The sequence below is a fragment of the Paenibacillus sp. FSL L8-0436 genome (assembly GCF_038593025.1).
Taxonomy (GTDB): Bacteria; Bacillota; Bacilli; order Paenibacillales; family Paenibacillaceae; genus Paenibacillus_AQ.
Map to the genome: position 1 here is coordinate 2,425,211 of NZ_CP151955.1, position 25,435 is coordinate 2,450,645.

Consider the following 25,435-nt stretch of genomic DNA (forward strand, 5'->3'; position numbering starts at 1 on the left):
TAAAGGAGAGGAGTGAGACAATGGGCATTGTGGAAGCCGCAACAGGCACATGGAACCTCAAGTGCCAATCGCCCTATCCCGTGCACAGCATCCAGAACATACATATGGAGCGGAAGGCAGGCGGACATGCACGCTTGTTCCTGACCGCTGTTCTTCCCGAAGAACAACAGGACCGGGAAATCGATATGACCGCAAACGGAGAGAATATCTCCCTGATCGAGACTGGTGAACGGGGCCAAGAAATACGCAAGCTGTTTCAGGGGATCATCCAGGAGGTGGGCGTCCGGGATGTTCAGGGGGTATACATCCTGGAACTGGAGGCCGTTTCCTATTCGTATCTGCTGGACATCGAGCCGCGAATTCGTTCGTTTCAGCATAGCGAGATGGAATGTGAGGACGTGATCCGTCAGGTATTATCAGCCTACCCAAAGTCTGACCTCATCGACTACGTGAGCAGCGGCACGAAGCTGGGAGGGCTGACGGTACAGTACCGCGAGACGGATTGGCAGTTCCTGCGGCGAATCGCATCCCGGTTCGGAGCGGTGGTGATCCCGGAGGTGACGGCGGATGCGCCGAAGCTGTATTTTGGTGTCCCGGATGGCGGATATCATGAGCTTAAGGATCAGAATTATACAGTAACAAGAGATTTGCACGCGCTGAAGATGTCCTGGTCGGCGGGAGCCGCAGACGTAAAAGAAGCAGACTTCACCTCATACCGGGTAGAGACGCGGCGCTGGTTCGGACTCGGAGATACCGTACAATTTCAAGGACAGGAGCTGCGGGTAGCAGCGGCAGAGAGCAGGCTTAGGCAGGGCATGCTCATACATACGTATACCCTCAGTCCCCACAGCGGGATCCGGGAGAATGAAATCCGCAACGATGAACTGGCAGGAGCCTCGCTGGAAGGCAAGATATTGGCGGTCACGAAGGATACCGTAAAAGTGCATCTGGACGTGGATGCGACCCAAGCGGAACACGAAGCGAGCTGGATGCCGTACTCAGCGGTCTACGCGAGTGACGGTGGAGGGTTCTACTGCATGCCGCAAGCGGGAGATTCGGTGCAGGTGTATTTCGGAAGCGGGCGTGAACAAGATGCGTTCGCGATGGGATCGGTGAGACGGGGCAGCAGTCCGTCACCGAAGACCGCGGATCCGGCGACCAAGAGTTGGGGAACGAACTTCGGGAAAGAGATGCGGATGACTGATGCGGAGATGTCGCTGATCGCGACCGAAGGCAGCCTGTTCATCACGCTGGACGACGGAGGCATCTCGATCACGAGTAACAGCGGCATCCAGATAAAGACTGTGCAGGATTTGGTACTGGACAGCGAGAAGTGTATAGAGATCGAAGCGAAGGAAATTCTGTTCCTGCAATGCGGGGACAGCAGTCTGGTGCTGGACGGGATGTCGGACCTGCGGGGAAGCAGCCTAACGATGAATGGCATCATAAAGCTGCCCGTGCAGGTCGAAGACCTGGAGCCGCAATACGAAGCCCCGTTCGTGAGCGAAGTGGCAGTACCGGAAGAAGCCGCCCCCGAAGAGCAGCCGAAGAAGAAGAAAAAAGGCTTCTGGAGTAAGGTGCTGGATGTAAGCCAGACAGTGCTGGATGTGGCGGGCCTGATCCCGGGTGTTGGAGAAATCGCGGATTTGGCGAATGCGGGGATCTACGCGCTGCGTGGGGATTATACGAGTGCACTCCTTTCGGTAGGTGCTTCAGTACCCTTTGCAGGCTGGGGACCGACGGGAGTGAAGCTGGGAAACAAAGTCAGGAGAGTACTGCAGAAGGTAGATCTGGCAGGCCAGGCGAGCAAAGCCTACGGCGCAATCAAAACCGTGGCAAGCAAGGGAGCCGATGTCGCGAAGGCGATCGGAAGAATAGCGGATACCGCGGGGGATGCGCTGAATGCCGGTCTAGGGAAAGTGCTGACAAAAGCGAAGAAGCTGGCGAGCAATGTGAGCGCGTTCGATCTAGCTGGCAAGTTGAAGAGCCAAATGAATACCCTCCTGGAAAAACACTCGAAGCTGAAAAAAGTGCTGAACCTAGCAGGGGGCATGGGAGTCAACTACATGGCGACTTTGGCGATGGGCTCTGGGGTAGATGCACTGAGCGAACATGCAGATTCGAATATTGTGAAGGCAGCGGCGTTTACCCTGAGTATGCTTATGGGGCGGAGTAGGTTGAAGAAAGGGAAAGGTGGGGGTTCTAAGGGGACGGGGGAAGGTGATAAGAGAGCTAATGAAAGTTATGATTATAGAAAAGTAAATAAACAAACTAATGATATAGGAGAAACACTCGCAACAAAGAAACAGGTGAAACAATTCAAGGAAAAATGGGGACAATTAGGGGTACCTGTAAAAGTGGATAAAAAAGGGAATATTCTCACAGGTAATCACGAAGCGGCATTCGATTATGGAAAAGGAAGGATATTTATAAAGAAAAACCCTACTGTTGTGAATATATACCACGAAGGTTATCACGCTGAACAATGGTTGGGTATAGGGAAAGAAGCTTATATGAAGTTGAGTCGTCTAGACAGAGAAGAATATGTATTTGAACAAATAATGAAAAATCAACATTTGTTCGATGATGCGTCAATTAAACATTCAATTGAGTATATCAACAGATTACGATTGAAATTTAAATAGTTGAAAGGAGTACAGAAGTGAAAAAATACAATAGAACTAAAGAAGAACTTGAAAAGTTGATAGAATCAGTAAATAAAGAGTTTCCTAGACATCATCGTAAAATAGAAGAAATCCCGATTGATGTCGTTTCGACCCCAGAAGAAGCAATTGAAATCGCAAAAAAGTACCATCAAGAACATGAATTGGATGGGACGGTTGATGAGCAAATAGAAAGTTTATTTTTTGATGAAGCCTATACGTTTAAAGTAGATTTAGAAAATAGAGAGAATGATGATATTCGACCTGCTTGGAGAGTTACTGTAGATTTACCACCAAATCCATTTTTGTTTGAAGATTATACTTTAATTGTATCAGACCGAGATAAAGCGGTAATGGGGATGTTAGATCCTAATGGACATCCAGTATCAGAAGGTAACGAGTTCACTGATGAAGATATAGAGTATATTATGAGTGATGAAGATAAAGAAGATGATGAGGAATAAATGAAATAATTTAAATCATATTTATTTCTATTTTTTAAGTAGAGATTTTGTAGTTGGGTAGGTACAGAAGGAACTCATTATCAATCAATAACACATTTTGGGAAAGTATAAGGTTAATAACGTAAGAGCGTACATTAGAACAGGTCGATTATGGTCAGATACCCCCATGATTGGCCTGTTTTTTGTTATCTTTGTTTTCTCACAGTTTTTGAAATCGGTCGCAACTTAACGAATAGATACCTCGATGGATATTGTACCGAAATAAATTACCATCTTTCCTTAGTAGAGTTTAAAATTATTAATATGGGAACAGGCAATGCTAAAAATAATACCGATCGTGTATTTAGAGAGAATGGTGTTTATAAAATTAATTTCAAGAAGAATTCAAAAATATTAAAATTGTTAGAGTTTAAATGAAGAATTAACAGATAAGAGGAGTTGTATTTGATGAATAATATTAAAAAGAAATACTTGGGAGAAGACAATATTGATTCATTTTTAATGTTCCTAAAGGATCATTATAGTAACGAACTTAAACCTTGTGATGAAAATGACATGATGCTAATAACACAATTAGCAGATAACAAAAAATTGCCTGAAGCATATTTGAAGTTTATGGAATGCGCTGGCAGAGGTTATGTGATGTTCAGTGGTTCGGATTATAGTATTAGGAATATGGAGAGATTTAAAGGATTTAAAGAAGGAGCATTGGAGCTATTAGAAGAATGTAATTTTAATAAAAGAATCGGTGATAATCAATTTGTTTTTATGGGGCACCAAGGATATATGTATTGGTTGTTCAATCTTGATGATGGAGACAACCCTTCCGTCTACTTTTTTGAAGAAAGCTATGATGAGTCATACACTCAAAATGACTTCACGAAATTAAGTGAGACTTTTTCAGAGTTTTTGATAAAGAAATATAATGGTGAACTTCCGCGTTATTAGCAGATATTGAGAGTCTGTAAAATATATTGTGTAAACTCTCAAACCCATTAAAATGGAAGTAAGAGAAAGGTTGGGGAGAACACATGGGACTTTGGACAAAACAGCAGTTACGGGAATTTATTAAGGAAAACAATTTGGTAAGCGCACAGGATGCGCAAAATGCTCTAAAAGAGCTATTCGCTGAGACGATTCAGGAGATGCTGGAAGCCGAAATGGATACTCACTTAGGCTACGGAAAGCATGAAGTAAAGGCGAAACTCACTCCAAATAGTCGCAATGGAAAGAGCCGCAAAACGGTCGTCAGTGAGTACGGTGAACAGGAAATCGCTATCCCTAGGGACCGTCTGGGTGAGTTTGAGCCACTTGTCGTCAAGAAGCATCAGTCGAACGTAACGGGCATCGAAGAACAAATCATTGCCCTGTATGCCAAAGGCGTCAGTACAAGAGAAATCCAGGATCATCTAGGACAGATGTATGGCATTGAAGTCTCTCCTACGCTCATTTCCAATGTCACGAACAAGATTGTTCCTCTCATTAAAGAATGGCAGAACCGGCCTCTGCAGGGCGTCTATGCGGTCGTCTATCTGGACGCCATCCACTTTAAAGTCAAACAAGACGGGGCCATTATCAACAAGGCCGCCTACATGGTCATTGGCATTGATTTGGACGGAAACAAAGATGTGCTGGGCATGTGGATCGGGGAGAACGAGTCCTCCAAGTTCTGGCTGAGCGTGCTCAATGAGCTGAAAAATCGCGGGGTGGGGGACATTCTCATTATCTGCGTGGACAACCTGTCCGGGTTCTCTCAAGCGATTGCAGCCTGCTACCCCCAAACTGAAATCCAGAAGTGTATTATTCACCAGATCCGCAGTTCCACACGGTACGTGTCGTACAAGGACATTAAGAAGGTGACCGCCGACTTAAAGCCTATATACAAGGCCGCTACTGAGGAAGGCGCCTTGCTTGAACTCGACCGTTTTGAGGAAGTCTGGGGCGCTAAATATCCTCTTATTATCCGTTCCTGGCGGACAAATTGGGACGAACTTGCTACCTTTTTCAAGTACCCGCCTGAGATCCGCAAACTCATCTACACCACCAATATGATCGAGAGTTACCACCGCCAGCTACGCAAAGTAACGAAAGGAAAAAGCATCTTTCCTACGGATGAGGCATTGCTGAAGATGCTCTATTTAGCTACCGTTGACGTCACTCGGAAATGGACGGGACGTGTACAAAACTGGGGGCAAATGCTGCTCCAGTTGTCCGTCTTCTTTCCTGATCGGGTCGGTCAACACTTGCGTTAGATTCGCGACTTCCCCCTCGGGGGAATCTATGCTTAAAAGAGTTTACACAAAATTATTGACAGACCCGATATTGAAAAGAGATTCATAGCAATCTAAATCATCTTAAAATAATTCTAGTACTTTGACCATAACGGGAAGTATTGACCCTGATATTTGACAGGTATATGCATGTCGTATGCAAATTTTGGTTACCTCCAGTTTCTAACTTTTAGTTGTAATGAGGGTAGTTAGGGGAAGCATACAGATTCTTTGTTGGACTAGGAGGCTTTAAATGATAAATCTACAATCTTTATCAACTTTTAATCTTTATCCTGCAGTTGATGAAAATGAAATCAACAGGATCGAGATAGAAATAGGGTTCAAATTCCCCAAAGTATTTAGGGATCTCCTAAAGTTAACTAACGGCTTTGAAACAAAAGAAGGTGTCATAATTTTTGGTACTGATGTTATTTTTGAAAGAAATCAAACATATGAGGTTTCAGAATACGCTCAGGGTTATTTAGCTATTGGATATATTAGCGCCATCATTTTAATAGGAAAGTAGTTTAGCGAAGCAATATAGTTACCAGCCCAAGCCTGTTGATTAATCCCAATATGTAACTTAATACTGACATATAGCAAAGTGAAACCTCAGAACGAACACCACGTAATAACAAAATGATATATGAAAATAATACCAATTAGATTTTATTTTATCCGAGGAGGGGAAGCTTTGAAGAAATTATTAGCATTTTTGTTGTCTTCATCCTTGATACTTACTTCACTAGCGCCACATGCACTAGCTAAGGATGAGAAAGCAGCAATGACACGAGAAGAGGTTGTTACTTATTTATTAAATGTTGCAGATGATTATAACCCTGGCTTGAAGAAAGAAGACATTTTGAAGGGGGATGCTCAAGGCAAAACCAAAGGTGGTGAGTATGTCTCACGTGCCGAAGCATTAATTATGCTAAGTAGAGCATTCTCAGACCTACCGAAGCCGCAGGGAAACGATTCACGTAGCTTAAATATAGCGTCTTCCTTTAGTGACATCCCGGTGTGGGCACAAGCTGAGATGACTGAAATTGCTGCGACAGGTATCGTTAACGGTTATACGGATGGCAAACTTGGAGCTAAGGATCAAGTTACACTTGAACAATTAACTGCACTAGTTAAAAGAATGGTAGCGTTAAAGGGGACAAACCCTCGTGATGATTATTATGAGTTTGTAAATAAAAAGTGGCTGAATGCATCTACCATTGATGCTGGAGAAATGACCAACGGTGCATTTAACGAATTGGATAAACAAAATCAAGAACGAATTAAAGATATGCTGCAAGAAGTTGTGAAGGACACACATGCTAAAGGATCAGTAGAACAGAAAATTGCAGACTTTTATACGAATGCACAAGATTTAAAGCATCGTAATGCTTTGGGAATTAAGCCAATTGCACCTTATATTACATCCTTGAATCAAGCTTCTACAATCCAGGAGGTAATGAATGTAGGCTTGAAGATGGAGAAAGAGCTCGGCTTTGGCTCTATTTTATCATTTGGTATCATGGCAGATGCTAAAAAAAGTGATATTAATGCATTATATTATGCAGGTGTAGGCTTGATTTTAGACAAGACGAGTTATGTTTCTAACAATGCTCAAGCAAAACAAGGGTATGTCTCGTATTTGAGCAAGTTATACCAACTTGCTGGTGACAGCAAGGAAGTTGCCGAGAAAAAGGCAAACTCATTGTATGAGTTTGAGAAGCAAATAGCAGCAGCAACGATGGACATTCAAGACCAGAATGATGTAAATAAATATTATAATCCATATGCGATCCAAGACTTTGCTGCGCTGTTCCCTTCACTGGATATGGCTAATTATTTGAAGCAGCTACAGCTTGGTTCCGTGGATAAAATAATTGTAATGGACAAGGGGCAAGCCAATAAGCTTTCACAATTAATGACTGATGAGCATGTGCAAGATTTTAAAAACTATATGCAAGCGATTTGGCTTATTAATACCAGTAGCGTATTAAGTGAAGAGTTGCAACAAGCATCGTTGGATTTCCAAGCTAATCTATTTGGTATTCAAGGTCAAAAAACACAAGATGAAATTGCAATTCAATTAACACAAAGTGTAATGAGTGATTACTTAGGTCAAATGTTTGCAAAACGCCATTTTACAGCTGAAGCGAAGCAAGACGTGGAAAAAATGGTGAAGGAATTTATTGCGGTGTACAAGGAGCGTATTAAGGCGCTCGACTGGATGTCTGAAACCACTAAAGCTAAAGCTATGCTGAAGCTAGATAAAATGACCTACAAGATCGGTTATCCTGATAAATGGGATGACAGATTTAAAGACGTATCCATCGTATCCATTAAAGAGGGTGGAACATTATTTGATAACTTTGTAGCTATTCGCAAAGCATCATGGAAAACAGAAGTAGCAACATTGGGCCAACCTGTGGATAAAAGTAAATGGCAAATGAGTGTTTACAATGTTAACGCCTATTACAACGCACTCAATAATGAAATTGTATTCCCAGCAGGTATTCTTCAAGCACCATTTTATGATATTAATGCGAAGCACGAAACAAATTTAGGTGCAATTGGTATGGTGATTGCCCATGAAATCAGCCATGCATTTGATAATCTCGGCTCTTCCTATGATGAAAATGGAAATGCTGTAAACTGGTGGACACCTGAGGACTATAAGAAGTTCCAAGAAAAAACGGAGCAAGTGATTGCTTATTATAACGGACTGGAAGTCATTCCTGGTGTATATAATAACGGTAGCTTGACTGTGAGCGAAAATATTGCTGATCTTGGTGGTATGGCCGCCTCCTTGCAAGTATTGTCTCAAACGAAAAATGCTGATTACAAAGCTTACTTTGAAGGATATGCAACGATTTGGCGTACTACAATGAATAAGGAAGTGGTTGCTTATCTTTCTAGCAATGATACACATTCCGCTAACAAAATTCGTGTGAATCGCACAGTTGCCAGCTTTAAAGAATTTTATGATACCTATGGAATTACAGAAAAAGATATGATGTATGTAGCGCCAGAGCAGCGTGTGAGTATCTGGTAGAGTATAACTTGGCACAAACTTGATGGACTATCCAAAGCTCATTCCCACTTGAACCATGAGTAGGAATGAGCTTTTTTACATACCCAAAATCAAAGAAGGATGAAACAAATGGCAAAACGTGTACAGGTTGTGACAGCAGAACAGAAAGAAACAGCAACCAGTGCAGAAAGCAGAAAAGAGGTACGGTCTATAGCACAGGCCCGCGCATTATACGAGTTAATTGATGGAATTCCTGATAACTGTCAGCAAGCCCGGGAGTACGTGAGTAGCAGGGTTACATCATTCTGGACGGACGGATTCTCAGGTTAATGTAGGCTTAGGCAGTATAATCGGGGGGGAATGCTGCTGAAAAAATAGGAAGAAGTATGCAGTGCCCTAGCTTTAATTGTTTTTTCACCATGAAAATGGTGATGGTAAAAAAAATGTCGAAGTATTGACTAGGATGAAAATGGAATCATACACTTTGGTGAATTCTCAGCATACTGAAGTTACTGTTTTCAAAAAAAATAAAGTGTTAAAATGGCAGATGGATACTGGACGAAGGGAAAAATAAAAGGGTGGTGGAAAATGGCAAACTATACGCACCTTATGAATAGCAGTTGGTACGGTGAAATCTCAAATTCCAATATTTCGGATATTAAAGAAAGCATTTTACGTTCAAAGACGGAACAAGGTATTATACTCCAACTCGTGGAGCTTTTCAAGTTAGGAGATTTTACGCAAAAAACACTCTTAATTCACTTGTTAAATCATTCTGAAGATGAAGCAGTATTAAATCTCTGCATTCAAATTTTTTGCTCAATTTGTACGCATGAAGATTTAAGAGACTCGAACAATCATCTGTTTTTAGAAAATGCTACAGAAGAGGTGGTTCATACATTTGCGTTAGCGGCAGTTACAACGCTTTCTCTCGAAGTTGTTCCATATCTATTAGCATTACTTGAAGATTGGGATGAAATTAATGATACGTCGATCATTATAAGGGATTCGATAGATGCTTTTATTGAATTTGAAGAGCATTTAGGTGATGGTGCAACCGTGGAAGAGATTAATCATTATTATTTGGAGTACATTAACAGTTGTAACTCGGAGAAGTATTACTATAATCAAGAAACTGTATTTCTTGGTGATTTAGCAAAAAAATTAATTGAAAGAGTTATGATTGCCGCTAATACCGGACAGCGTCTTGAAATGGAGTTAGTTCCATCCTTACTATCGATTTGGTCTGGGGAGAAAGTGCCAGGCGATTACCACACAGTAATAAATGCTGACAACTATAAAGTTTTTATTAATTATGTCGAAGGACTTTCAAAGAAAAACTGGGAGAAGGGACATAAGTATTTTTACGGACTTAAAGTATAATGTATGGTTATAAGACACCCTCTGTGATAACATGATGTGAAATAAACCTTGATAGAATGAGGGCTACCCAGTGCCAAATGAAGTCATCATTCAACTAACAACACATATAACTTAACAATAGCGTTACGATGATCAGGTCGATTATGGTAAGATACCACCATGATTGACCTGTTTTTTTTGTTGTTTTATAGGAATTTGAGCAATTCATGGAAAATACTGTCCTCTAGATCAAGCAGCCATGGCTCATCTAACTGACGTTGTCTCGTGGTGGAGCAATACGGGGAGATATTATGGTGCAAAGTCCCCAGAAGTTAGGGAATGGATGCTTAACTCCGATAACTATGTAATAGTACATTATAGTTTGAACCGACCTGCAGATGCGAAGTTAACTGAAACCTATTTGCCACCAGATAAATAATCATTGGAGGGACTGCTAATGGAACTAGATGATCAAGTATATAAAGCTATCGAGAGTTATACTGCCGCTCTGGAACTGGTTCCGTTACCGAAGAACAACTGGGAAACAAGTACATGGATTTATACAGCATTAGGCGACACTTATTTTCATAACAATAGCTATGAAATGGCCAAAAGTAATTTTTATAATGCTTTAAACCGTCCAGATGGGATTTCAAATCCATTTATTTTACTGAGACTTGGAGAGAGTTTGTTCGAGTGTGGGGAGCTTGCTAAAGCTAAGGACTATCTGTTAAGTGTACCTAGACCCTATAAATCGAAATATTAAAGACCTATTTTTATATGTTCAGGAAGGGTTAGATAAGTTAAAACTTAAAGAAATACTTAGCGAAAAATATGAGGGCGTATCCATTGAATTAAATAGCGAGTTTATTATTACAGGTAAGGATTACAGAATCATCATCGGCGGCAAATAAAAAGAGGAGATTTTAAAATGACAATAAACGATCCGATTTTTGGTGAAATTGAGTATAACTATACTTGGGCTAAGGATACTACGATTCATTTTTTTGGAAAAGAAACTGAGATTGCATTGATGATCGATGGTGAAGAAGATGGCAAGTTTGATGAAGATCAATATACAGCATATCAATCATTAATGCAAAACTGGCAGCAATTACAGCAAAGCTTCTTGCAACCCATTTTAGACTATTACCAACAAAAACGATATGAACTGGGTTATGATATTGAATTTAATGAGTATTATCCCTTAGTTGAAACAACCAGCCAACTTCTTGAGATGATTACTTTGGTTGGAATTGTTGTTTCATATGCAGGGATTTATGAAGGCCGAGATATCGGAATACTTTTTGATTGTACCTGGGATATAGAGAATGGAGTGGGAATTCGTTTATTGAATGAAAAAGTAACTGAAGTAGGCTATCAGGATGTTGCGATTTGAATAACTTATCATCTGATGTCAGAGAAACACTGATACAAGCAGGCTGGAACCCAAATAATAAGGTTGATTTAAGCAAGACGGTAAAGTTTTTAGAAGCAATGGGGTATCAAGTATTCGATTCAGTGATTGATGCACTAAGAGTATTTGGTGGAATCGAATATAAATTTAAGCATCCCGATGGAAGTTTGGAAACCTTTAGTTTATTTAGAAAACCAGAAGAGATATGACGCCGGGAACAGATAGACTTGTGGCAAAGGTGGATTGATAAGTTATGCAGAACGGAATATACAGCAATTTAGTAGAGGAAGTTATTCAATTCTCTAATTCTATTATGGATTTCCCGAAAATAGCGAAAGCCCAAAATATCGTTACAATTAATCAATATGAAGAGGCGAAAAGGCTAGCCGGTACTGAAGTTTTTGGTGAAGATGAGTATACTTGGTCTGATATAAGACAACTTGAAATGGGAAAAGTTAAGGGGAAGTTATATAAATTAGATTCTTCCCAAAAACCTAGGGGTTTGGATGAATTAACTGGATTAATAGCGGATGGTCTTAGAAGTCAAATAACTGGCCCCTATCATGATTTTTTTGAAACTGTTGTAGTGGACTTGAGAAACTGTGCGATCAATCGTGCAATAAATGGTGTGGTTGAAAATTTTTATGAACAAGTTTTTAAAATCTATAAGGCTGGTGGTTTTCCATGCGGGTGGGATGGTGATTACCCGGACGAAGGAAGACTTATTGCTTACTTTGCCTAAACAAGAAACTGAGTGAGGTTAACATATGACTTTTTCACAAAGAACTATTGATATATTAAAGGATGCTGGCTGGTATCCTGAAAGGAAAGTAGCGATTAGCCCAACAATAAACTTTTTGGTGAAAAAAGGGTTTGAAGTATTTGATCTTGCCAAGGAGGCATTTGAACAATTCGGTGGATTGGAGTATTCAGTGCCCAGTGATGAATCAGATAACTTCCAGATAGGTCCTGAATTTTTAAGGGAAGGCATCGAAAGGAAACACTATAGCAGGTATGAAACAATCATAGGAGAAGAACTAGTTGTAATCGGATTGGCATATGACGAGAATGCAACTATGTTTATGTCTAAAACAGGGAAAGTATATGGCATTATGGATGATTATTATATTTGGAAATTCGGCGATAATATATATGAAGCTATACATAATTTATGTGAGAGTAAAGAGTTAAAGGTAATTAGTGAGGAATGAGAATATTGGGGGGAGTTTTGTGAACATAGAATTTGAGTCAACATTTAAACCATTTCAACTTCAAGAATTAAAAACTTTTGAAGAAACGTATAGTATTGTCTTGCCAGATGATTATAAGAATTTTTTAATGTATCGTAACGGAGGTAAGACAGTTCGCAGAAGATTTGAAACAAGAGATCAGAAAATCACATCGTCTATTATGTTATTTCTGCCACTTAGCAAAGAAACGGAGAGTAATCTAGAAGATTATTTTAAAAAATATAATGGTGGAGCAATAATCCCTCCTAACTTTATTCCTATTGGAATAGACCCTGCAGATAGTCTAATATGTCTTTCTGTTAATGAGGAGGATCAAGGAAAAGTTTATTTCTGTGATATGGATTATTTCGAAGAGGACAATGAGCTGAGACCCGAATTCGTCAAACTAGTATCTTCAAGTTTTGGTGAGTTTGTGAATTCACTGTACCAGCCAGAATGATTGTATTTTTATAAGGAATATCTTGACCAAGATAGATTTCCAAATTTATTCCCTGAGGATTAATAGATAGCACATAGCACAGTAGGTCAAAATTCCCCCTGGCGGACTTACTCCACTCCAAATTTGAGCTGGGGTAAGTCTTTTCTTGCATTGTGTATAGCTAGAAAGGAGACAGATAGGTGAGACGAAATTATGAAGCATTATTTGGTGCGTTTTATGAGATATATTTTGATTATAAAAGCGAGAAGATGAGCGATGCTGAAGCCATTGCCTGTACAGCTGATGCATATTTTGGTGTACAAAGTAGAGGGGAAATGGAGAAGGCTGTTGTATATATTTCAGAAGGGAGAATCTGCTTAACGCATTCAAAAATATTTATTAAAGCAAAAGAAAGAATAGTTGAGGCATTAAATTCTTTAGATTTACATAAGCTTCAAATTGAAACAACTCCAGATGAGTATAAGGACATATTAGAGCGCAGAGATATGGTATTAGATGAAATTGATAATATTCCAGTAGATTATAGCCCCTACACAAGATGGTATTACCATGAAATGGAGAAAGAAGTTAAGAACTACTTTGGGATCATTGTTAATGAAGTGGAAAATAAAAATGAAATGATAGAGAAAGTATTGGAGCGTTTTGAACGTGAATGTACGAATACGCTTAGCGAAAATATTGTTGTTAAAACTACGCTTGTAGAGTTGCTAATTAGATATGATATTAAGGGAAAGGAACAATTTGTAGAAATCAGAAAAGAGCTGGAACAGTTCGATATAAATGATGTAGGTGAACAGTTAACAGAAGCTGAGAAGGTAGATCTGTCTATCCGAATCAGCAACTTGTTGATGTTAACCGGGGCCTAGAAAATGAAGACAGGATAACATATCTAGGGCGGTAATCCGCCCTGAATAAAGTTTATTCGATACTTGCTAAAGCCTTTTTAACAAGTTGGTCTGACTGACGTGTTGTCTCTGGCAAACGATAATCGGGTGATAGGTGTAGAACCCATTCACAAGCGGTATCTAATGAAATACGATGACCAGTGGAGACGAAGATAGGCTTAACATTATTCTGTGTTCTAAGAACATTTCCGATAATATCTCCTTGATCTTGCAGTGGTGAAATAGATCCTCTTGTTAAATTGGGTTCATCATACTCTCCTAATAACCTGGTTTTTCCACAACCAATTGTAGGAATATCAAATAGAACACCTAAATGACTGGCCAGACCAAATCGCCTCGGATGCGCAATCCCCTGACCATCACAGACAACTAACTGAGGAGAGGTCTTGATCTGTTTAAATGCTTTAACTAAAGGGGGAAGCTCCCTGAACGAAAACAGTCCGGGGATATAAGGGAATTGAACAGAATCTTCAACTACCATTGATTCTACTATGTCTAATGAACTTGCTTCTAAAATGACTACTGCGGCGATCAGCAAGTCACGTTGTTCACTATATGCCACGTCTACTCCAGCGATATAACGAATTTCAGCAAATTGATCTTCTTTTATAACTTTTAAGGATAACTTTTGCTGTAATATTATTGCTTCCGTTTCGGTTAGAATCCATGAATGGTTTAATAGTGGTTCCATGTTGTATCCCTCATTTTCGAACATTAGAATATACAGAGATTTGTTTTTAGAAAATGCAAACTGCGTCACGGCTTTACTTACGCGTAAGGGTCCGTTTCGCCCGCTCAGTAATACGTTTCGTTTCCATTGTGTCAGAGGCGTCCAGCCAGTCGGAGCAAAGCTGCAGCACCCAATCCGGCTGGCTTTTGCTGGCGTCATTCAGCCAATTGGCCACCGAGTCCTGCACATATTTGACCGGATCGGAACGAAGGGGTTCAAGGAGCGGAAGCCCCTGTGCCGGGTTTTCTTTCAAGGCTTGTATATGTTTTGCCCAGACGCCTTGGGGACGTGTCGACTCCACGGCAAATCTGCGGATATTTGCGTCCTCGTCCCGGACCCATTTCGCCAAGAGGGTGATGGCTGCCTCCAGATTGGCTGAGATGTGGGCTCTTACCGCCATCCAGGCAATCTCACGCACTCCAAAATGGGAATCGGCAGCAAACGGGCGGATATGCTGCAGTATGCCGGCAATATCCATACCTGGAGTGACTCCGACGATATAAGCCGCCCAACAACGGACGCTGTCGGAGCGGTGTGACGCTAGCATAGCGAACAATTGGCCTCGCCCGGTCTCGGGCAACTCGCTCAGCAGGCGAAGCCACTGCGCTGCAATGGCCGGAATCATCTTCATCGGCTTGTCTTCTTTAAGCTTATTTAAAGCTGGCAGCATTACCTCTGCTTCATGTGAAAGACCGGAAGTGTTCAGCACAATGGACAATAACGCCCGGTGATCCACTGCCAGCCATTCTGTCAGATTAACGCTCTCAATAAAACCTTGATTTAAGAGTTCCAGCACATTTAGCGGAATATCCGCAGCCTTCTTGGCGCCTTTGCGATTAAGGATATCTGCGGGAAGTGAAGCCGTTTCGTTCATCAAAAAAAGGACCTCCTCATGGGTTGCTTTCCTTAAAATACCCTGAGCAACCGCATGGAGGATGTAATGCAGATTACAGCTTAAAGACAATCTGATATCAAATTCTCAAGTCGCTCCGGATGGATGCGGACCGTTTTAAAGCCTGTCTGGACCAGGCCGTCCCTGTTCCATTGCCGCAAGACGCCGCTTACTGCCTCACGGGTGGCTCCAACCATGTTGGCGAGTTCCTGGTGGGATAAGGACAGGTTGATCCTGGATAATCCGTCCTGCTCTTCACAGCCGAACCTGCGGGACAAACGCAGCAGAATATGCGCAAGCCTAAACCGCAAATCCCCAAGTGCCAACTGCAACATCAGACTGCCCATTTCATTAAATTGGCTGCTTAACGTCTGTATCAGGTTCAACATGAAACGGGGCCGGCTCAGCAGGAACCCTTCGAAGCGGTCTTTATTCATCAGACAAATATCACAGTCATCCAGCGTGTCTATAAAAAGCTCTCTTGTCCCAAGCGAGATGCCGGCCATTTCGCCAAAAACATTTCCTTCACTCAGAATATCGAGCGTAAATTGCTTGCCTGTGCTGCTCAGCTGGTAAAGGCGAACCTTGCCCTTTTTGACAAAAAACAACCCTTCTGTAAATGTCGACGGTGTCTGGAGCAACGTATTCGCCGGGACTGCTGTAATGGAAGTCATCTCCTCCATCTCCATTAAGTCCTCAGTGGACAGATTATTCAGAAGATTAAACTGGGATAAATACTGGATGCTATCCATGAATCCTCCTTGGCATGTAATACGGCTCTGCCGTATAAATGAACCCCGGGCTGCATAAAAGCCCGGGGTTTATTTTGTGTCCGATAGCCACCCTTAGGTAATGGAGGCTTCGTAGATATCATGTGTAGATTTTGCGAGCATAACATTGAATTCATCGTCCGATAGCTGATCGCTGAGCCCTTGCGATAAAGCGCGGGAGAAGCTGGCGATCAGTCCATGGTTATGTGCCAGCTTATCATTGGCTTCAGCTTGGGAATAGCCTCCAGACAAAGCCACGACCCGTACCACATGCGGATCTTCAATCAAATCGCTGTAGAAATTGTCCTCAGTCGGTATGGACAGTTTTAGCATGACCTTTACATCTTTGCCAAGGGCGGATAATTGAGTAGAGAGTTCGTGTTTTAAAAGCTTCTCAGCTTGTCCCTTATCTGCGCTGTGGATATCCACTTCCGGTTCAATGATCGGCACCAGGCCATAACCAGCAATTTGCTTAGCAATGGTGAACTGCTGTTCGACAACTTTTTGAATGCCTTCGGGATTTGCTTCCTTAATCAGCGAGCGCATCTTGGTTCCGAAGATGTTTTTCTGCACTGCGCGCTTCAGAAGGTCATCCAATCCGGGAATAGGCTTCATGAGCTGAACCCCATTTTCAAGTTCGTCCAGACCTTGATCGATTTTCAAAAAAGGCACAATGCCTTTCTCTTCCCAGAGATAATCGGCGGTTAATTGCCCGTCAATGAAACGATCCATCGTGTTCTCAAAAAGAATAGCACCTAAAATGTGCTTGGAATCAAACGCTGAGCTCTTGATAATACGTGTTCTCATTTCGTGAACCCGTTCAAACATCTCTTCTTCATTGGAATAGCGGTCTTCCTGAATACCGTATTGCAGCAGTGCTTTAGGCGTGCTTCCACCGCTTTGATCTAAAGCCGCAATGAAGCCCTTTCCCGTGTGAATCCGGTTCAATTGTTTCGTATTCATGGTCGCTTCCCCTTCCCTTTCATAAAGTGAATGGTAACTGTTTCAATCATGTATAGTTTAGTTAGATTAAACGAACAATGCAAACTAAAGGAAAAGACAGGGAAGCCAATCAAGTATGAGAGGTGAGTTCACATGAGTATTGATTTGATCTGCACGATAGGTCCGGCTAGTTCTTCTCCTGCGGTTCTCAAGGAATTGCTGCTGAGCGGGATGACGACTGCCCGGCTCAATATGTCGCACGGAAGCCATGAAGAGCATGAGCGGGTAATCGAAGCTTTACGGTCAGCCGCTGCCGAATCGGGACAGCCTGTACGGATTATGGGTGACTTGCAAGGACCGAAAATCCGTCTGAAGAACGTAAAAGGGGACGCGATTCGCTTAGATGAGGGTCAAACGTTTATCCTTGACCAGTCTGATGAACCGGGGAGCCGGGAACGCGCAGCGCTCGATAATCCTGGTGTAATGGAAGATATTTTACAAGGAGCAACTATTTTAATCAATGACGGGGAAGTCAAGCTTGAGGCGTCGCATTTGGAGGAAATTCGAGAGTTTGTAGCTTCACTGGGGAAATATAGTCAACCTGGCCTTATTTCTAAAATCGAAACTATTCATGCCGTGCGTAACTTTCCATCCATCATGGAGGCGTCCGAGGGGATCATGATTGCGCGCGGAGATCTTGGCGTGGAGCTGCCTTTTGAACGGATCCCCTTTATTCAGAAAGCGATTCTTCGCGAGTGCAGCCTGTCGAAGACCTATGTAATTACGGCCACCCAAATGCTGCAATCCATGGTCGATCATCCGGTTCCGACGCGCGCAGAGGTAACAGATGTCTCTCAGGCCGTAATGGACGGGAGCGATGCCGTGATGCTGTCAGCTGAGAGCTCGGTTGGTCATTATCCTGTGCAGAGCACAAGAGCCCTGAATACGATAGCCAAATTTGCAGAGAACATGCGAGAGCAAGGGAAAAACGGTTTTTCACTGGAGGAGATTTGCTCCGAGTCCCTATTTGATAATCTGTATAAGGGACACATAAAATAAATAGCGGCTGGCGGAAATCGTCCCGAGAATCCGAAAGGCGAACAAAGCAGCGGGTCTCCCGGTTATTGGAGATTCGCTGCTTTGTGTTTTCGCTCAACCGCCGTTTAGGTGATAACCTATTTCAAGCCGTTGCTTTAGCAAATATGATGAAGAACAACATCAACTCGCCTAATATAAGATGTGGAGAAGCCGCTATAAATAGGTCCAGGGTAAACAGGGCACACAGAATGCCGGTTAACAGAGTAACAACGGTGAAGCTGGGTCTAAGATGATTGAATTTGTACTGATAGAGTATGAACATCACGGAAATATAATAGATCAGCACAGAGCCGAAGGCAAAACAAAGCATAAAGACGTACTCCAATTGATCTATAAAGAGAAGTTGTATGGAAGCGGCAATCATACTGAGTGAAAAATAAATAAACAAGTGCCCGTATATGAGGCTCTGTCCTGCCGTTTGTTTCGATTTGTCTACGTGCTTCTCCACATTCTCGAAGTATTGCCACCAGATGGCTATCACTAATAGAAAAGCCAGGGCTGCAAATAAAACAGAAGATCCTGTGAATTTATAGGATTGCAGGACAGACAGCATGCTGACTACCGACTCACCAAGCAGAATCAGGGTGAACAACGCAAATCGTTCTAATAAATGCGCAGTATGAATCGGCGTCTTGACCAAAATTTTTCGTCCGAGCAGAGGTACAATAATGTCCACAGCAATGCCTGCATATAGAAACAAATACCGTACTGAGGAGTCAAAAAAGAGGGAAACGCAGGAGATAACGATCCCCAGCCCAAAGGAGGCTCCTAAGAATCGGGCTGTTTTCTGTTTATGTGCAGCCTCTGTCCGCGAAGAGAGCACATACTGGACGGCGGTTAAGCTCCTTAAACTGATATATCCGACAAAAAACGGCAAATAATTTGCATCAAAGTCCACATCAAGACTGGCGGTCATGATCAAAACAAAAAACAGCTGCACGATCATAAAGAGCCGTTGCGCATTGCTGTCACGGCCGAATCGGTTGATGTATACGGATTGCCCTACCCAAGCCCACCAAATCGGAACGAAAATCAGGATGAATTTCACCAGATGCTCAACGGAAATACTGTTATGCTCGACATGCAGTAATACATGGGTAGCTTTGGAAACAGCAGCTACAAATAGCAAATCGTAAAAAAGCTCTAGCCAAGAAACCTTTTTCTCATGCATTGTTAGGAAGCCCCCTCAGATTCTGCAGAATAGGTGTGGAGACTGGTGACGTTTCATCAGAATATATTAGCACGGAATTACTTAAAAAATAAGCAAATATTTAGACCCTTTAGCTGTTATGTCGTAAACTATATATACGTGATTTTCGCGTAAACACAGGAAGGACTTTTAATTTCACTATGAATACGAAGCCGCTAACAAAAACTGTAACATTCATTGAAGCTCTGGCCATTGTGGTGGGGATGATCATCGGATCGGGGATTTTTCTGAAGCCTAGTATTGTGCTGAATCATGCCGGTACGGCATGGATGAGTATTTTGGCCTGGGGGATTGGAGGAATCATAACGCTGGCCTCGGCGCTGAGCGTGGCGGAAATCGCAGCCGCCATTCCTAAGTCAGGAGGTCTCTATACTTATCTAGGTGAACTGTACGGCGGGGTATTCGGTTATTTGCTGGGTTGGGTGCAGGCTGTAATCTCCTATCCGGCCTCCGTTGCGGCGCTGGCGATAGCGTTTGCCACATACTCCGGATACTTTTTGCCGCTCAATCAATGGCAGCAGAAGCTGCTGGCGGTGTCCATTCTGGCATTCATTCTCCTCATGAACGTCATTGCGACCAAATTCGGCGGTATTATTCAGACGGTTGCGACTGTTGGGAAGCTGATTCCGGTTGCAGGTATCGTAGGAGTAGGTTTATTCTCGGATTTGGCTCCCGGCTTTGGAGGGATTGGAGCTACTGCGACTGGTGCGGGCTTTGGGGCGGCGGTTCTGGGCACATTATGGGCCTATGACGGTTGGATCAGCGTGACCAATATGGCAGGTGAAATTAAAGATCCGGCCAAGACCCTGCCGAAGGTCATCTCCATTGGTGTGATGTTCGTGATCGCCGTTTATGTGTTGTTCAATATTGCAATTTTCAAGGCGCTGCCTTACGATCAGATCATTTCTTCTCAGACTCCTGGGGCTGATGCAGCCGAGGCTTTGTTTGGCAGCGGCGGCGGAGCTTTCATTACTGCGGGGATTATCGTGTCTGTACTTGGTGCGCTAAATGGGTATTTAATGACCGCGGCGCGGGTGCCTCAGGCAATGGGGGAGAAGAATCAGATTCCTTTTTCCCGGGTACTCCGAAGCATCCATCCCAAGTTCCAGACTCCAGCCAATGCGCTCATTTTTCAAAGTGTGCTGGCGGTCATCTATATTTTCTCGGGAACCTTTAATACGCTGACGGATTTGCTGGTGTTTGTGTTGTGGATTTTCTTTACAATGGGTGTGTTTGGTGTGTTCATCTTGCGTAAAAAACTGCCGCAGGAGAAAGGACGTTACCGTGTGCCACTCTACCCGGTTACCCCTATCTTAGGGGTGGCAGGCGGGATCTATATTCTGGCCAGCACAATTGTGAGTGATCCGCTGCGTTCTCTTGTGGGTATCGGCATTACGCTGGCCGGACTCCCGGTCTACTATGTGCTGTCCCGCAAAAACCGGTAGTTTTAAAATAATGAAAGAACTTGAGTAATAATTTTCTTGACAGAAGAAATATAAAGTTATATGATATTAAAGCGTCTTTTAAAGATGATTTCTTTTTTTGAAAGATTCTAGTCTAGTGGAATTCGAATAATTAGACATCTATTTGGACTCTTAGCTCAGTTGGTAGAGCAGTTGACTCTTAATCAATTGGTCCAGGGTTCGAGTCCCTGAGAGTCCATCACAGAAAAAACGGCAGAGATGCCGTTTTTTCTGCTGTTCGGGTAGTGGAGTGGCTTTTTATTTGGTTTTGAATCGTGGTATAGTTTGGATAGAAAAGACGTACAATGCAAAGAGAGCCGTGCGTCAACACGACTCTCTAGGCAATAGCCGCTTTTAAGGGCGGCGGCTTTAAGGTATTACGGGCAGAGATAGACCGCATCCTTTGCGAGAGGGCGGTTGACACATACAAAGCGACTCCAAAGCTCTTGCTCTTATGGGACAAGCGAACCAAACACGTCAAATACCGGCGTGTTTTTTTGCGTTTAATTTCGGCGTCGATCATGCTCCAGCTCTTCTTTTATATATTGCATCAAAAGCTTCTTGGAAGAGGAGATATACTCATCATTGCGTGCTTGCAGCAGGCCGACCGGAATGGCGGAATCCTTCAGTTCAACTTGGATTCTCACAACATTTGGCGGTAATGGCGTAGAATCGAGAACGGCTCCTATGGAGGAAGGGATTTGCTGGACGAACCCCGCAATGGCTGAGATTTGACTTACTGTATACAGAAATGGAGTTTCAGTGTAACGGGAAAATTGCTTCGATAACCGCGAATAATATAAACAGGTAGTTCCCCCGGAAATGATTGGATAACCCAGTAATTCTTCAAAAGAGATTCCGTCTCTCCCCACCAACGGGTGGTTGTCCACTGCGATGAAAGAAATACGCTCGTTGTACAGTGGCTCAAAGTGAAACGAAGCCGCCTCGGCAGGTTCTCCGCATAGGGCAAAGTCCAATACATTCTGAAGCAGTGAACGGGACAGAGAGGTTGTGTTCCCGATTACGAAGTGGCAGGATACATTGGGCTTATTGTCGCGGAACCGCTTTAGCGAGTTTGGCAGTACCTGCTCTGTTAACGATTCCAGCCCTCCGATACTGAGAGTGCCGATCTCCTCTTTTTGCAAAGCTTTGGCCTGTTCTGCTACATAGTTCCAGTGTTGAATCAGCTTGTCGATCTCTGTTGCAAATATTTGCCCGGCAGCGGTGAGCTCTGAATCCCAGCCTCGTTTGAAAAGCTTGATGCCCAGTTCCTTCTCCAGCCGCTGAACCTGGTTCGTAATCGTAGATTGTGCGTAGTTCAGTTTTGCGGCGGCTTTGGAGAAGTTTCCTTCTTGAAGGATAGTCTGAAATGTAGTGAGTTCCTTTAAGTCCATAGTCTATATCTCCATCGGAAAAATTGAATTTTTGTATCATTTAATTCAATTATACAGAATAAGAGGTGGAGAGTACAATAAGGATAAATCGCGCTAAAGGAGTGAAGTGAACATGCCATTCGTCAGGGTAAGTTACATGGAAAATAAATACGATGCGGAGCAATTACCCATTATTAGCCGTGATATCATGAGTGCTCTAGTTGAGCATTTTAACGTACCTGAGGATGATTTTTTTCAAGTATTCCATGCACACAAAGCAAGTGAGTTTTACTATAGTCCGAATTACTTGAACATAGAGCGAACGGATGGACTGCTCTTTATTCAAATCACGCTCAAATCCGGAAGAAGCACGGAGCAAAAAAAGAGCTTTTACAGCAAGTTGGCTCAACTGTTATCGAATACCCTCCACATCAGGAAGGAAGACGTCTTCGTCGTGCTGGTCGATACGGAATTTGAGGACTGGACGTTTGGTAGTGGCATCGCACAAATGATTGAACGTCCATAGAAGGAAAGGAGGGGAATGGAATGAAGCATCGTAAAATTGCATCGAAAGCCCTTGAAACCTTTGGGGAGATTGCCCCAGCGTTTGCCCGCTATTCGGAAGAAGTGCTCTTCGAGGAGGTATGGCGGAGAGAGCAACTATCGCTTCGGGAACGCAGTCTCCTTACGGTATCGGCGCTAGTCGCTGGTGGACTTACCGGGCAGTTGCCCTTTCATATCCGTCTGGCCCGGGAGAACGGTCTATCCGAGGAAGAATTGATCGAAGCGATAACTCATCTCGCTAGAAAGTGATTCCCAAAGTGACAACAATGTAACAAACCCCCTCCTGCTTATCACCTGGATCGAACGACAGGGTTTGCGCTTAACCATACAATTAATGTGTTGGTTGGAACTGCCTGTTCGATCTGACTTGGGTTAAGCCCAAATTTAAGGGAAGCAAGGAGAGGATTTTCGTTGAGTAAGAATAAGAATAAGAATAACAAAACCCGCCGCACGTCCGGCATGCTGGCCGCTCTGCTGATGCTGACTCTTGCCGGTGAAGCAAGCGCGTATGCTCAGCCGTCTGAGCCATCAGATCATTTAGCCTCGGTCCAACAAGTTGCCGCACTCAGCAGCGCTGCCCCGGGAGATTTAAAGAACGGGCCCCGTGATGCGAAGGAAGTTGAGGCGTTTCTTGACGCATTTTTTGCCCAGGATGCCATAAAGCAAAAAGCCGGATCGGCTGCGATCTCTGTTGTTCAAGACGGGAAGGTGCTCGTCTCCAAAGGTTACGGCGTAGCTGACAAAACGTCGAAGGCACGGGTTGATGCCAACCTGGGTACCTTCCGGATCGGCTCCGTTTCTAAAGTATTTACAGCCGCAGCCATTATGCAACTTGTCGATCAAGGGAAAATTTCGCTTCAGGACAACATTGAAAAGTACCTGGATGGTTATAAAGTAACAAATCCCTTCGATACACCGGTAACGATAGAGCATCTGTTGACGCATACGACCGGTTTTGAAGTACGCGAACCTACGGATGCCAGCTATTTATTTGACCCTTCCCAGAAACCTATTTCATTAAAAGAAAGCATCTACGATGTGTTCCCGCCTGTTGTTCGCAAGCCGGGAACGTCCTATATGTACGATAATTTTGCTTCCAGGCTGCAAGGATACATTGTGCAGAAGGTAAGTGGAGAATCCTTCGGGAGTTATGTGCAAAAACATCTGTTTAAGCCGCTCGGTATGACTTCAAGCAGCTTTAGCATGACCAAAGATTTGACCCGCCGGCTTGTAACTTCTTATGATGCGGAGGGCAATGTTATTCCGGTGTATGGTTTTTCGCCGGGTGAATGGCCGGAGGGCAGCATGTTATCGACCGCCTCCGATATGGCATTGTTTATGAAAGCTTTTCTGAATGATGGCCGTGCGGCGGACGGCACGGTTATCCTGTCACCTGAATCGGTGAAGGCGATGTCGGCTTATCAGATAGCCATCCATCCGGATTTGCCGGATATGACATATGGCTTTGAGTCACCCGTTCTTCCGGCCAAAACGAAGGGTGAAACAGTGATCTCCAAAGGTGGCGACATTCTGGGCTATAGTTCGCTGCTATGGATTCTGCCTGACCGTAAAACGGGTGTTTTCGTTTCTTACAATACGAATCAGGATTTGCGTAATGATCTGTTTACCGCTTTTATGAATCATTATTATGCGAGTGGCAAATCGCCGTATGAAGCGAAGGGTTTCAAGGTACAGTCCGCGGAAGACCTTGCCAAGTTTGAAGGCCTGTACTCCGATTTGCGGATTAAACTGTTGACCAAAGTCGAAGTGGCAGGAGATGGCACTCTAATGGTGAGCGATATGCTCAGCCGTCACCAGTTGAAGCAGACCGGCGAGCTGCTGTTCGTTGATGAGGAGGGGAATCCTCTAGCCTTCAAGGCGGATGCCGAGGGCCGTATCCTCTATATGAAATACTCTAATTTATTCAGCTATGCGGCCAAAATACCGGAGGATCCAGCCGAATTCCCGGATGTATCGGCCGATCATCCGTATGCCAGTTACATTCTTAGCTTAAAGTCACTGGGCTTCTTAACGGAAGATTTGTCACAGCCATTTGAGCCTACGCAAACGGTCACCCGTGGAGCGTTCATCCATACTTTTAACGCGATATGGAGCATCCCTGAATCTTCAAATCCGTCTGTATTCAAGGATACTGAAAGTTCTCCCTACCGAAAGGATATTCAAGCCGCTGTCGAGGCCGGTATGCTGAATGGAACGGGGAGCGGATTGTTCGAACCGGACCGTCCGATTCTTCGCGAAGAAGCTGCGGCTATCGTCTACCGCTTGCTTACTGTAACGGGAATTAGGGTGCCGGATTCCACGGCTGTCCTTGCACCGGGCACGTCGAAATGGGCTGCCGATGCTGTCAGCTCTGCGGTCATCTGGAAGCTGCATGGACCGGAGGTGACCGAATCGAACGGCATGTTCGATTATGGCTCTCAGCGGGCGTTGAACAAGCAGGAACTGGCGGCTTTGCTGTTCACGATGCTGCTTCCGCAATAAGTTCATTACAGTGGGGGGGGCGATTCATTTGCCTCCCCTTTTTGTATGGAAGCACGGAATGGTATGATGAAGGAGCAACAGCCGGAAGGGAGT

26 protein-coding genes, 1 tRNA gene and 1 pseudogene are annotated in these 25,435 nt (G+C 43.5%); 22 read left to right on the forward strand and 6 right to left on the reverse strand.

Translation table 11 applies throughout. The features are described from left to right. Positions 1–20: 20 nt before the first annotated feature. From NSS79_RS10960 to NSS79_RS11035, 16 genes and pseudogenes are all read left to right on the forward strand, one after another. Positions 21–2,645 carry a zincin-like metallopeptidase toxin domain-containing protein gene (locus NSS79_RS10960; protein WP_342439380.1) on the forward strand — a complete coding sequence of 875 codons (2,625 nt, stop codon included), beginning with the start codon at positions 21–23 and terminating at the stop codon, positions 2,643–2,645. Between the two features lie 17 nt (positions 2,646–2,662). Then, positions 2,663–3,127, forward strand: coding sequence for a hypothetical protein (locus tag NSS79_RS10965; RefSeq protein WP_342439381.1), 465 nt, complete (start codon positions 2,663–2,665; stop codon positions 3,125–3,127). Positions 3,128–3,574: 447 nt separating this feature from the next. Beyond that, positions 3,575–4,075, forward strand: coding sequence for an SMI1/KNR4 family protein (locus tag NSS79_RS10970; RefSeq protein ID WP_342439382.1), 501 nt, complete (start codon positions 3,575–3,577; stop codon positions 4,073–4,075). Positions 4,076–4,158: 83 nt separating this feature from the next. Beyond that, positions 4,159–5,379: an IS256 family transposase gene (locus NSS79_RS10975; protein ID WP_342439383.1), complete on the forward strand. Its 1,221-nt coding sequence runs from the start codon at positions 4,159–4,161 to the stop codon at positions 5,377–5,379. A gap of 271 nt (positions 5,380–5,650) precedes the next feature. Continuing rightward, entirely contained in the window at positions 5,651–5,923 is a 273-nt protein-coding gene (locus NSS79_RS10980; RefSeq protein ID WP_342439384.1) for an SMI1/KNR4 family protein, read from the forward strand. A 168-nt stretch (positions 5,924–6,091) separates the two neighbouring features. Beyond that, on the forward strand, positions 6,092–8,446 hold the full coding sequence (locus NSS79_RS10985; protein WP_342439385.1) for a M13-type metalloendopeptidase: 2,355 nt from the start codon (positions 6,092–6,094) through the stop codon (positions 8,444–8,446). Between the two features lie 108 nt (positions 8,447–8,554). Then, positions 8,555–8,755 carry a hypothetical protein gene (locus NSS79_RS10990; protein ID WP_342439386.1) on the forward strand — a complete coding sequence of 67 codons (201 nt, stop codon included), beginning with the start codon at positions 8,555–8,557 and terminating at the stop codon, positions 8,753–8,755. A gap of 258 nt (positions 8,756–9,013) precedes the next feature. Beyond that, positions 9,014–9,808 (forward strand): Imm47 family immunity protein, encoded by a 795-nt coding sequence (gene imm47, locus NSS79_RS10995; protein ID WP_342439387.1) that lies wholly within the window; start codon positions 9,014–9,016, stop codon positions 9,806–9,808. A gap of 202 nt (positions 9,809–10,010) precedes the next feature. Further along, positions 10,011–10,226 carry a GH-E family nuclease gene (locus NSS79_RS11000; RefSeq protein WP_342440343.1) on the forward strand — a complete coding sequence of 72 codons (216 nt, stop codon included), beginning with the start codon at positions 10,011–10,013 and terminating at the stop codon, positions 10,224–10,226. Between the two features lie 42 nt (positions 10,227–10,268). After that, a pseudogene (locus tag NSS79_RS11005) lies at positions 10,269–10,520 on the forward strand (hypothetical protein); the annotation flags it as partial. 198 nt (positions 10,521–10,718) lie between these two features. Beyond that, on the forward strand, positions 10,719–11,186 hold the full coding sequence (locus tag NSS79_RS11010; RefSeq protein WP_342439388.1) for a DUF2004 domain-containing protein: 468 nt from the start codon (positions 10,719–10,721) through the stop codon (positions 11,184–11,186). Further along, the gene (locus NSS79_RS11015) at positions 11,183–11,413 is read left to right on the forward strand and encodes an SUKH-3 domain-containing protein (RefSeq protein ID WP_342439389.1); all 231 of its coding nucleotides are present in this window, start codon (positions 11,183–11,185) and stop codon (positions 11,411–11,413) included. The genes NSS79_RS11010 and NSS79_RS11015 overlap by 4 nt, the downstream gene beginning before the upstream one ends. Before the next feature lie 44 nt (positions 11,414–11,457). Then, a complete protein-coding gene (locus NSS79_RS11020) occupies positions 11,458–11,946 on the forward strand; it encodes a hypothetical protein (protein WP_342439390.1) in 489 nt (162 codons plus the stop codon). 25 nt (positions 11,947–11,971) lie between these two features. Then, positions 11,972–12,415: an SUKH-3 domain-containing protein gene (locus NSS79_RS11025; protein WP_342439391.1), complete on the forward strand. Its 444-nt coding sequence runs from the start codon at positions 11,972–11,974 to the stop codon at positions 12,413–12,415. Between the two features lie 19 nt (positions 12,416–12,434). Then, a complete protein-coding gene (locus NSS79_RS11030) occupies positions 12,435–12,893 on the forward strand; it encodes an SMI1/KNR4 family protein (protein WP_342439392.1) in 459 nt (152 codons plus the stop codon). A gap of 179 nt (positions 12,894–13,072) precedes the next feature. Further along, complete coding sequence (locus NSS79_RS11035) at positions 13,073–13,759, forward strand: Imm3 family immunity protein (protein WP_342439393.1); 687 nt, start codon at positions 13,073–13,075, stop codon at positions 13,757–13,759. Between the two features lie 52 nt (positions 13,760–13,811). Here the strand turns inward: NSS79_RS11035 and nfi are convergent, their stop codons facing one another. From nfi to NSS79_RS11055, 4 genes are all read right to left on the reverse strand, one after another. Next, positions 13,812–14,489: a deoxyribonuclease V gene (gene nfi, locus NSS79_RS11040; protein WP_342439394.1), complete on the reverse strand. Its 678-nt coding sequence runs from the start codon at positions 14,487–14,489 to the stop codon at positions 13,812–13,814. A 73-nt stretch (positions 14,490–14,562) separates the two neighbouring features. After that, entirely contained in the window at positions 14,563–15,402 is an 840-nt protein-coding gene (locus tag NSS79_RS11045) for a DNA alkylation repair protein (protein WP_342440344.1), read from the reverse strand. 80 nt (positions 15,403–15,482) lie between these two features. After that, entirely contained in the window at positions 15,483–16,172 is a 690-nt protein-coding gene (locus NSS79_RS11050) for a Crp/Fnr family transcriptional regulator (RefSeq protein WP_342439395.1), read from the reverse strand. A gap of 93 nt (positions 16,173–16,265) precedes the next feature. Further along, positions 16,266–17,153: a fructose bisphosphate aldolase gene (locus tag NSS79_RS11055; RefSeq protein WP_342439396.1), complete on the reverse strand. Its 888-nt coding sequence runs from the start codon at positions 17,151–17,153 to the stop codon at positions 16,266–16,268. Positions 17,154–17,285: 132 nt separating this feature from the next. On the opposite strand from NSS79_RS11055, the gene NSS79_RS11060 reads away from it, so the two are divergent. Further along, positions 17,286–18,191, forward strand: coding sequence for a pyruvate kinase (locus NSS79_RS11060; RefSeq protein ID WP_342439397.1), 906 nt, complete (start codon positions 17,286–17,288; stop codon positions 18,189–18,191). A 121-nt stretch (positions 18,192–18,312) separates the two neighbouring features. On the opposite strand, the gene NSS79_RS11065 is transcribed toward NSS79_RS11060, so the two are convergent. Continuing rightward, positions 18,313–19,401 (reverse strand): low temperature requirement protein A, encoded by a 1,089-nt coding sequence (locus NSS79_RS11065; RefSeq protein ID WP_342439398.1) that lies wholly within the window; start codon positions 19,399–19,401, stop codon positions 18,313–18,315. A 179-nt stretch (positions 19,402–19,580) separates the two neighbouring features. Between NSS79_RS11065 and NSS79_RS11070 the strand changes: the two genes are divergently transcribed. Both NSS79_RS11070 and NSS79_RS11075 read left to right on the forward strand, forming a co-directional pair. Further along, positions 19,581–20,885: an amino acid permease gene (locus NSS79_RS11070; RefSeq protein ID WP_342439399.1), complete on the forward strand. Its 1,305-nt coding sequence runs from the start codon at positions 19,581–19,583 to the stop codon at positions 20,883–20,885. Positions 20,886–21,029: 144 nt separating this feature from the next. After that, positions 21,030–21,102 (forward strand) — tRNA-Lys (locus NSS79_RS11075). 304 nt (positions 21,103–21,406) lie between these two features. On the opposite strand, the gene NSS79_RS11080 is transcribed toward NSS79_RS11075, so the two are convergent. After that, positions 21,407–22,297, reverse strand: a complete 891-nt coding sequence (locus NSS79_RS11080; protein ID WP_342439400.1) for a LysR family transcriptional regulator — start codon at positions 22,295–22,297, stop codon at positions 21,407–21,409. 112 nt (positions 22,298–22,409) lie between these two features. On the opposite strand from NSS79_RS11080, the gene NSS79_RS11085 reads away from it, so the two are divergent. The 3 genes from NSS79_RS11085 (at position 22,410) to NSS79_RS11095 (ending at position 25,342) form a co-directional block, all read left to right on the forward strand. After that, the gene (locus NSS79_RS11085; RefSeq protein ID WP_342439401.1) at positions 22,410–22,802 is read left to right on the forward strand and encodes a tautomerase family protein; all 393 of its coding nucleotides are present in this window, start codon (positions 22,410–22,412) and stop codon (positions 22,800–22,802) included. A 20-nt stretch (positions 22,803–22,822) separates the two neighbouring features. After that, positions 22,823–23,089, forward strand: coding sequence for a carboxymuconolactone decarboxylase family protein (locus tag NSS79_RS11090; RefSeq protein WP_076110578.1), 267 nt, complete (start codon positions 22,823–22,825; stop codon positions 23,087–23,089). 162 nt (positions 23,090–23,251) lie between these two features. Then, complete coding sequence (locus NSS79_RS11095) at positions 23,252–25,342, forward strand: serine hydrolase (protein WP_342439402.1); 2,091 nt, start codon at positions 23,252–23,254, stop codon at positions 25,340–25,342. The last annotated feature ends 93 nt before the right edge of the window (positions 25,343–25,435 follow it).

Bases quoted from the DNA above. Each gene is read 5' to 3' on its own strand.
- NSS79_RS11090 (WP_076110578.1), top strand. From the start codon at position 22,823: ATGAAGCATCGTAAAATTGCATCGAAAGCCCTTGAAACCTTTGGGGAG.
- NSS79_RS11010 (WP_342439388.1), top strand. From the start codon at position 10,719: ATGACAATAAACGATCCGATTTTTGGTGAAATTGAGTATAACTATACT.
- NSS79_RS11020 (WP_342439390.1), top strand. From the start codon at position 11,458: ATGCAGAACGGAATATACAGCAATTTAGTAGAGGAAGTTATTCAATTC.
- NSS79_RS11080 (WP_342439400.1), bottom strand. From the start codon at position 22,297: ATGGACTTAAAGGAACTCACTACATTTCAGACTATCCTTCAAGAAGGA.
- NSS79_RS11050 (WP_342439395.1), bottom strand. From the start codon at position 16,172: ATGGATAGCATCCAGTATTTATCCCAGTTTAATCTTCTGAATAATCTG.
- NSS79_RS11070 (WP_342439399.1), top strand. From the start codon at position 19,581: ATGAATACGAAGCCGCTAACAAAAACTGTAACATTCATTGAAGCTCTG.
- nfi (WP_342439394.1), bottom strand. From the start codon at position 14,489: ATGGAACCACTATTAAACCATTCATGGATTCTAACCGAAACGGAAGCA.
- imm47 (WP_342439387.1), top strand. From the start codon at position 9,014: ATGGCAAACTATACGCACCTTATGAATAGCAGTTGGTACGGTGAAATC.
- NSS79_RS11025 (WP_342439391.1), top strand. From the start codon at position 11,972: ATGACTTTTTCACAAAGAACTATTGATATATTAAAGGATGCTGGCTGG.
- NSS79_RS11055 (WP_342439396.1), bottom strand. From the start codon at position 17,153: ATGAATACGAAACAATTGAACCGGATTCACACGGGAAAGGGCTTCATT.
- NSS79_RS10980 (WP_342439384.1), top strand. From the start codon at position 5,651: ATGATAAATCTACAATCTTTATCAACTTTTAATCTTTATCCTGCAGTT.
- NSS79_RS11085 (WP_342439401.1), top strand. From the start codon at position 22,410: ATGCCATTCGTCAGGGTAAGTTACATGGAAAATAAATACGATGCGGAG.
- NSS79_RS11065 (WP_342439398.1), bottom strand. From the start codon at position 19,401: ATGCATGAGAAAAAGGTTTCTTGGCTAGAGCTTTTTTACGATTTGCTA.
- NSS79_RS11060 (WP_342439397.1), top strand. From the start codon at position 17,286: ATGAGTATTGATTTGATCTGCACGATAGGTCCGGCTAGTTCTTCTCCT.
- NSS79_RS10970 (WP_342439382.1), top strand. From the start codon at position 3,575: ATGAATAATATTAAAAAGAAATACTTGGGAGAAGACAATATTGATTCA.
- NSS79_RS10975 (WP_342439383.1), top strand. From the start codon at position 4,159: ATGGGACTTTGGACAAAACAGCAGTTACGGGAATTTATTAAGGAAAAC.
- NSS79_RS10990 (WP_342439386.1), top strand. From the start codon at position 8,555: ATGGCAAAACGTGTACAGGTTGTGACAGCAGAACAGAAAGAAACAGCA.
- NSS79_RS10960 (WP_342439380.1), top strand. From the start codon at position 21: ATGGGCATTGTGGAAGCCGCAACAGGCACATGGAACCTCAAGTGCCAA.
- NSS79_RS11045 (WP_342440344.1), bottom strand. From the start codon at position 15,402: ATGAACGAAACGGCTTCACTTCCCGCAGATATCCTTAATCGCAAAGGC.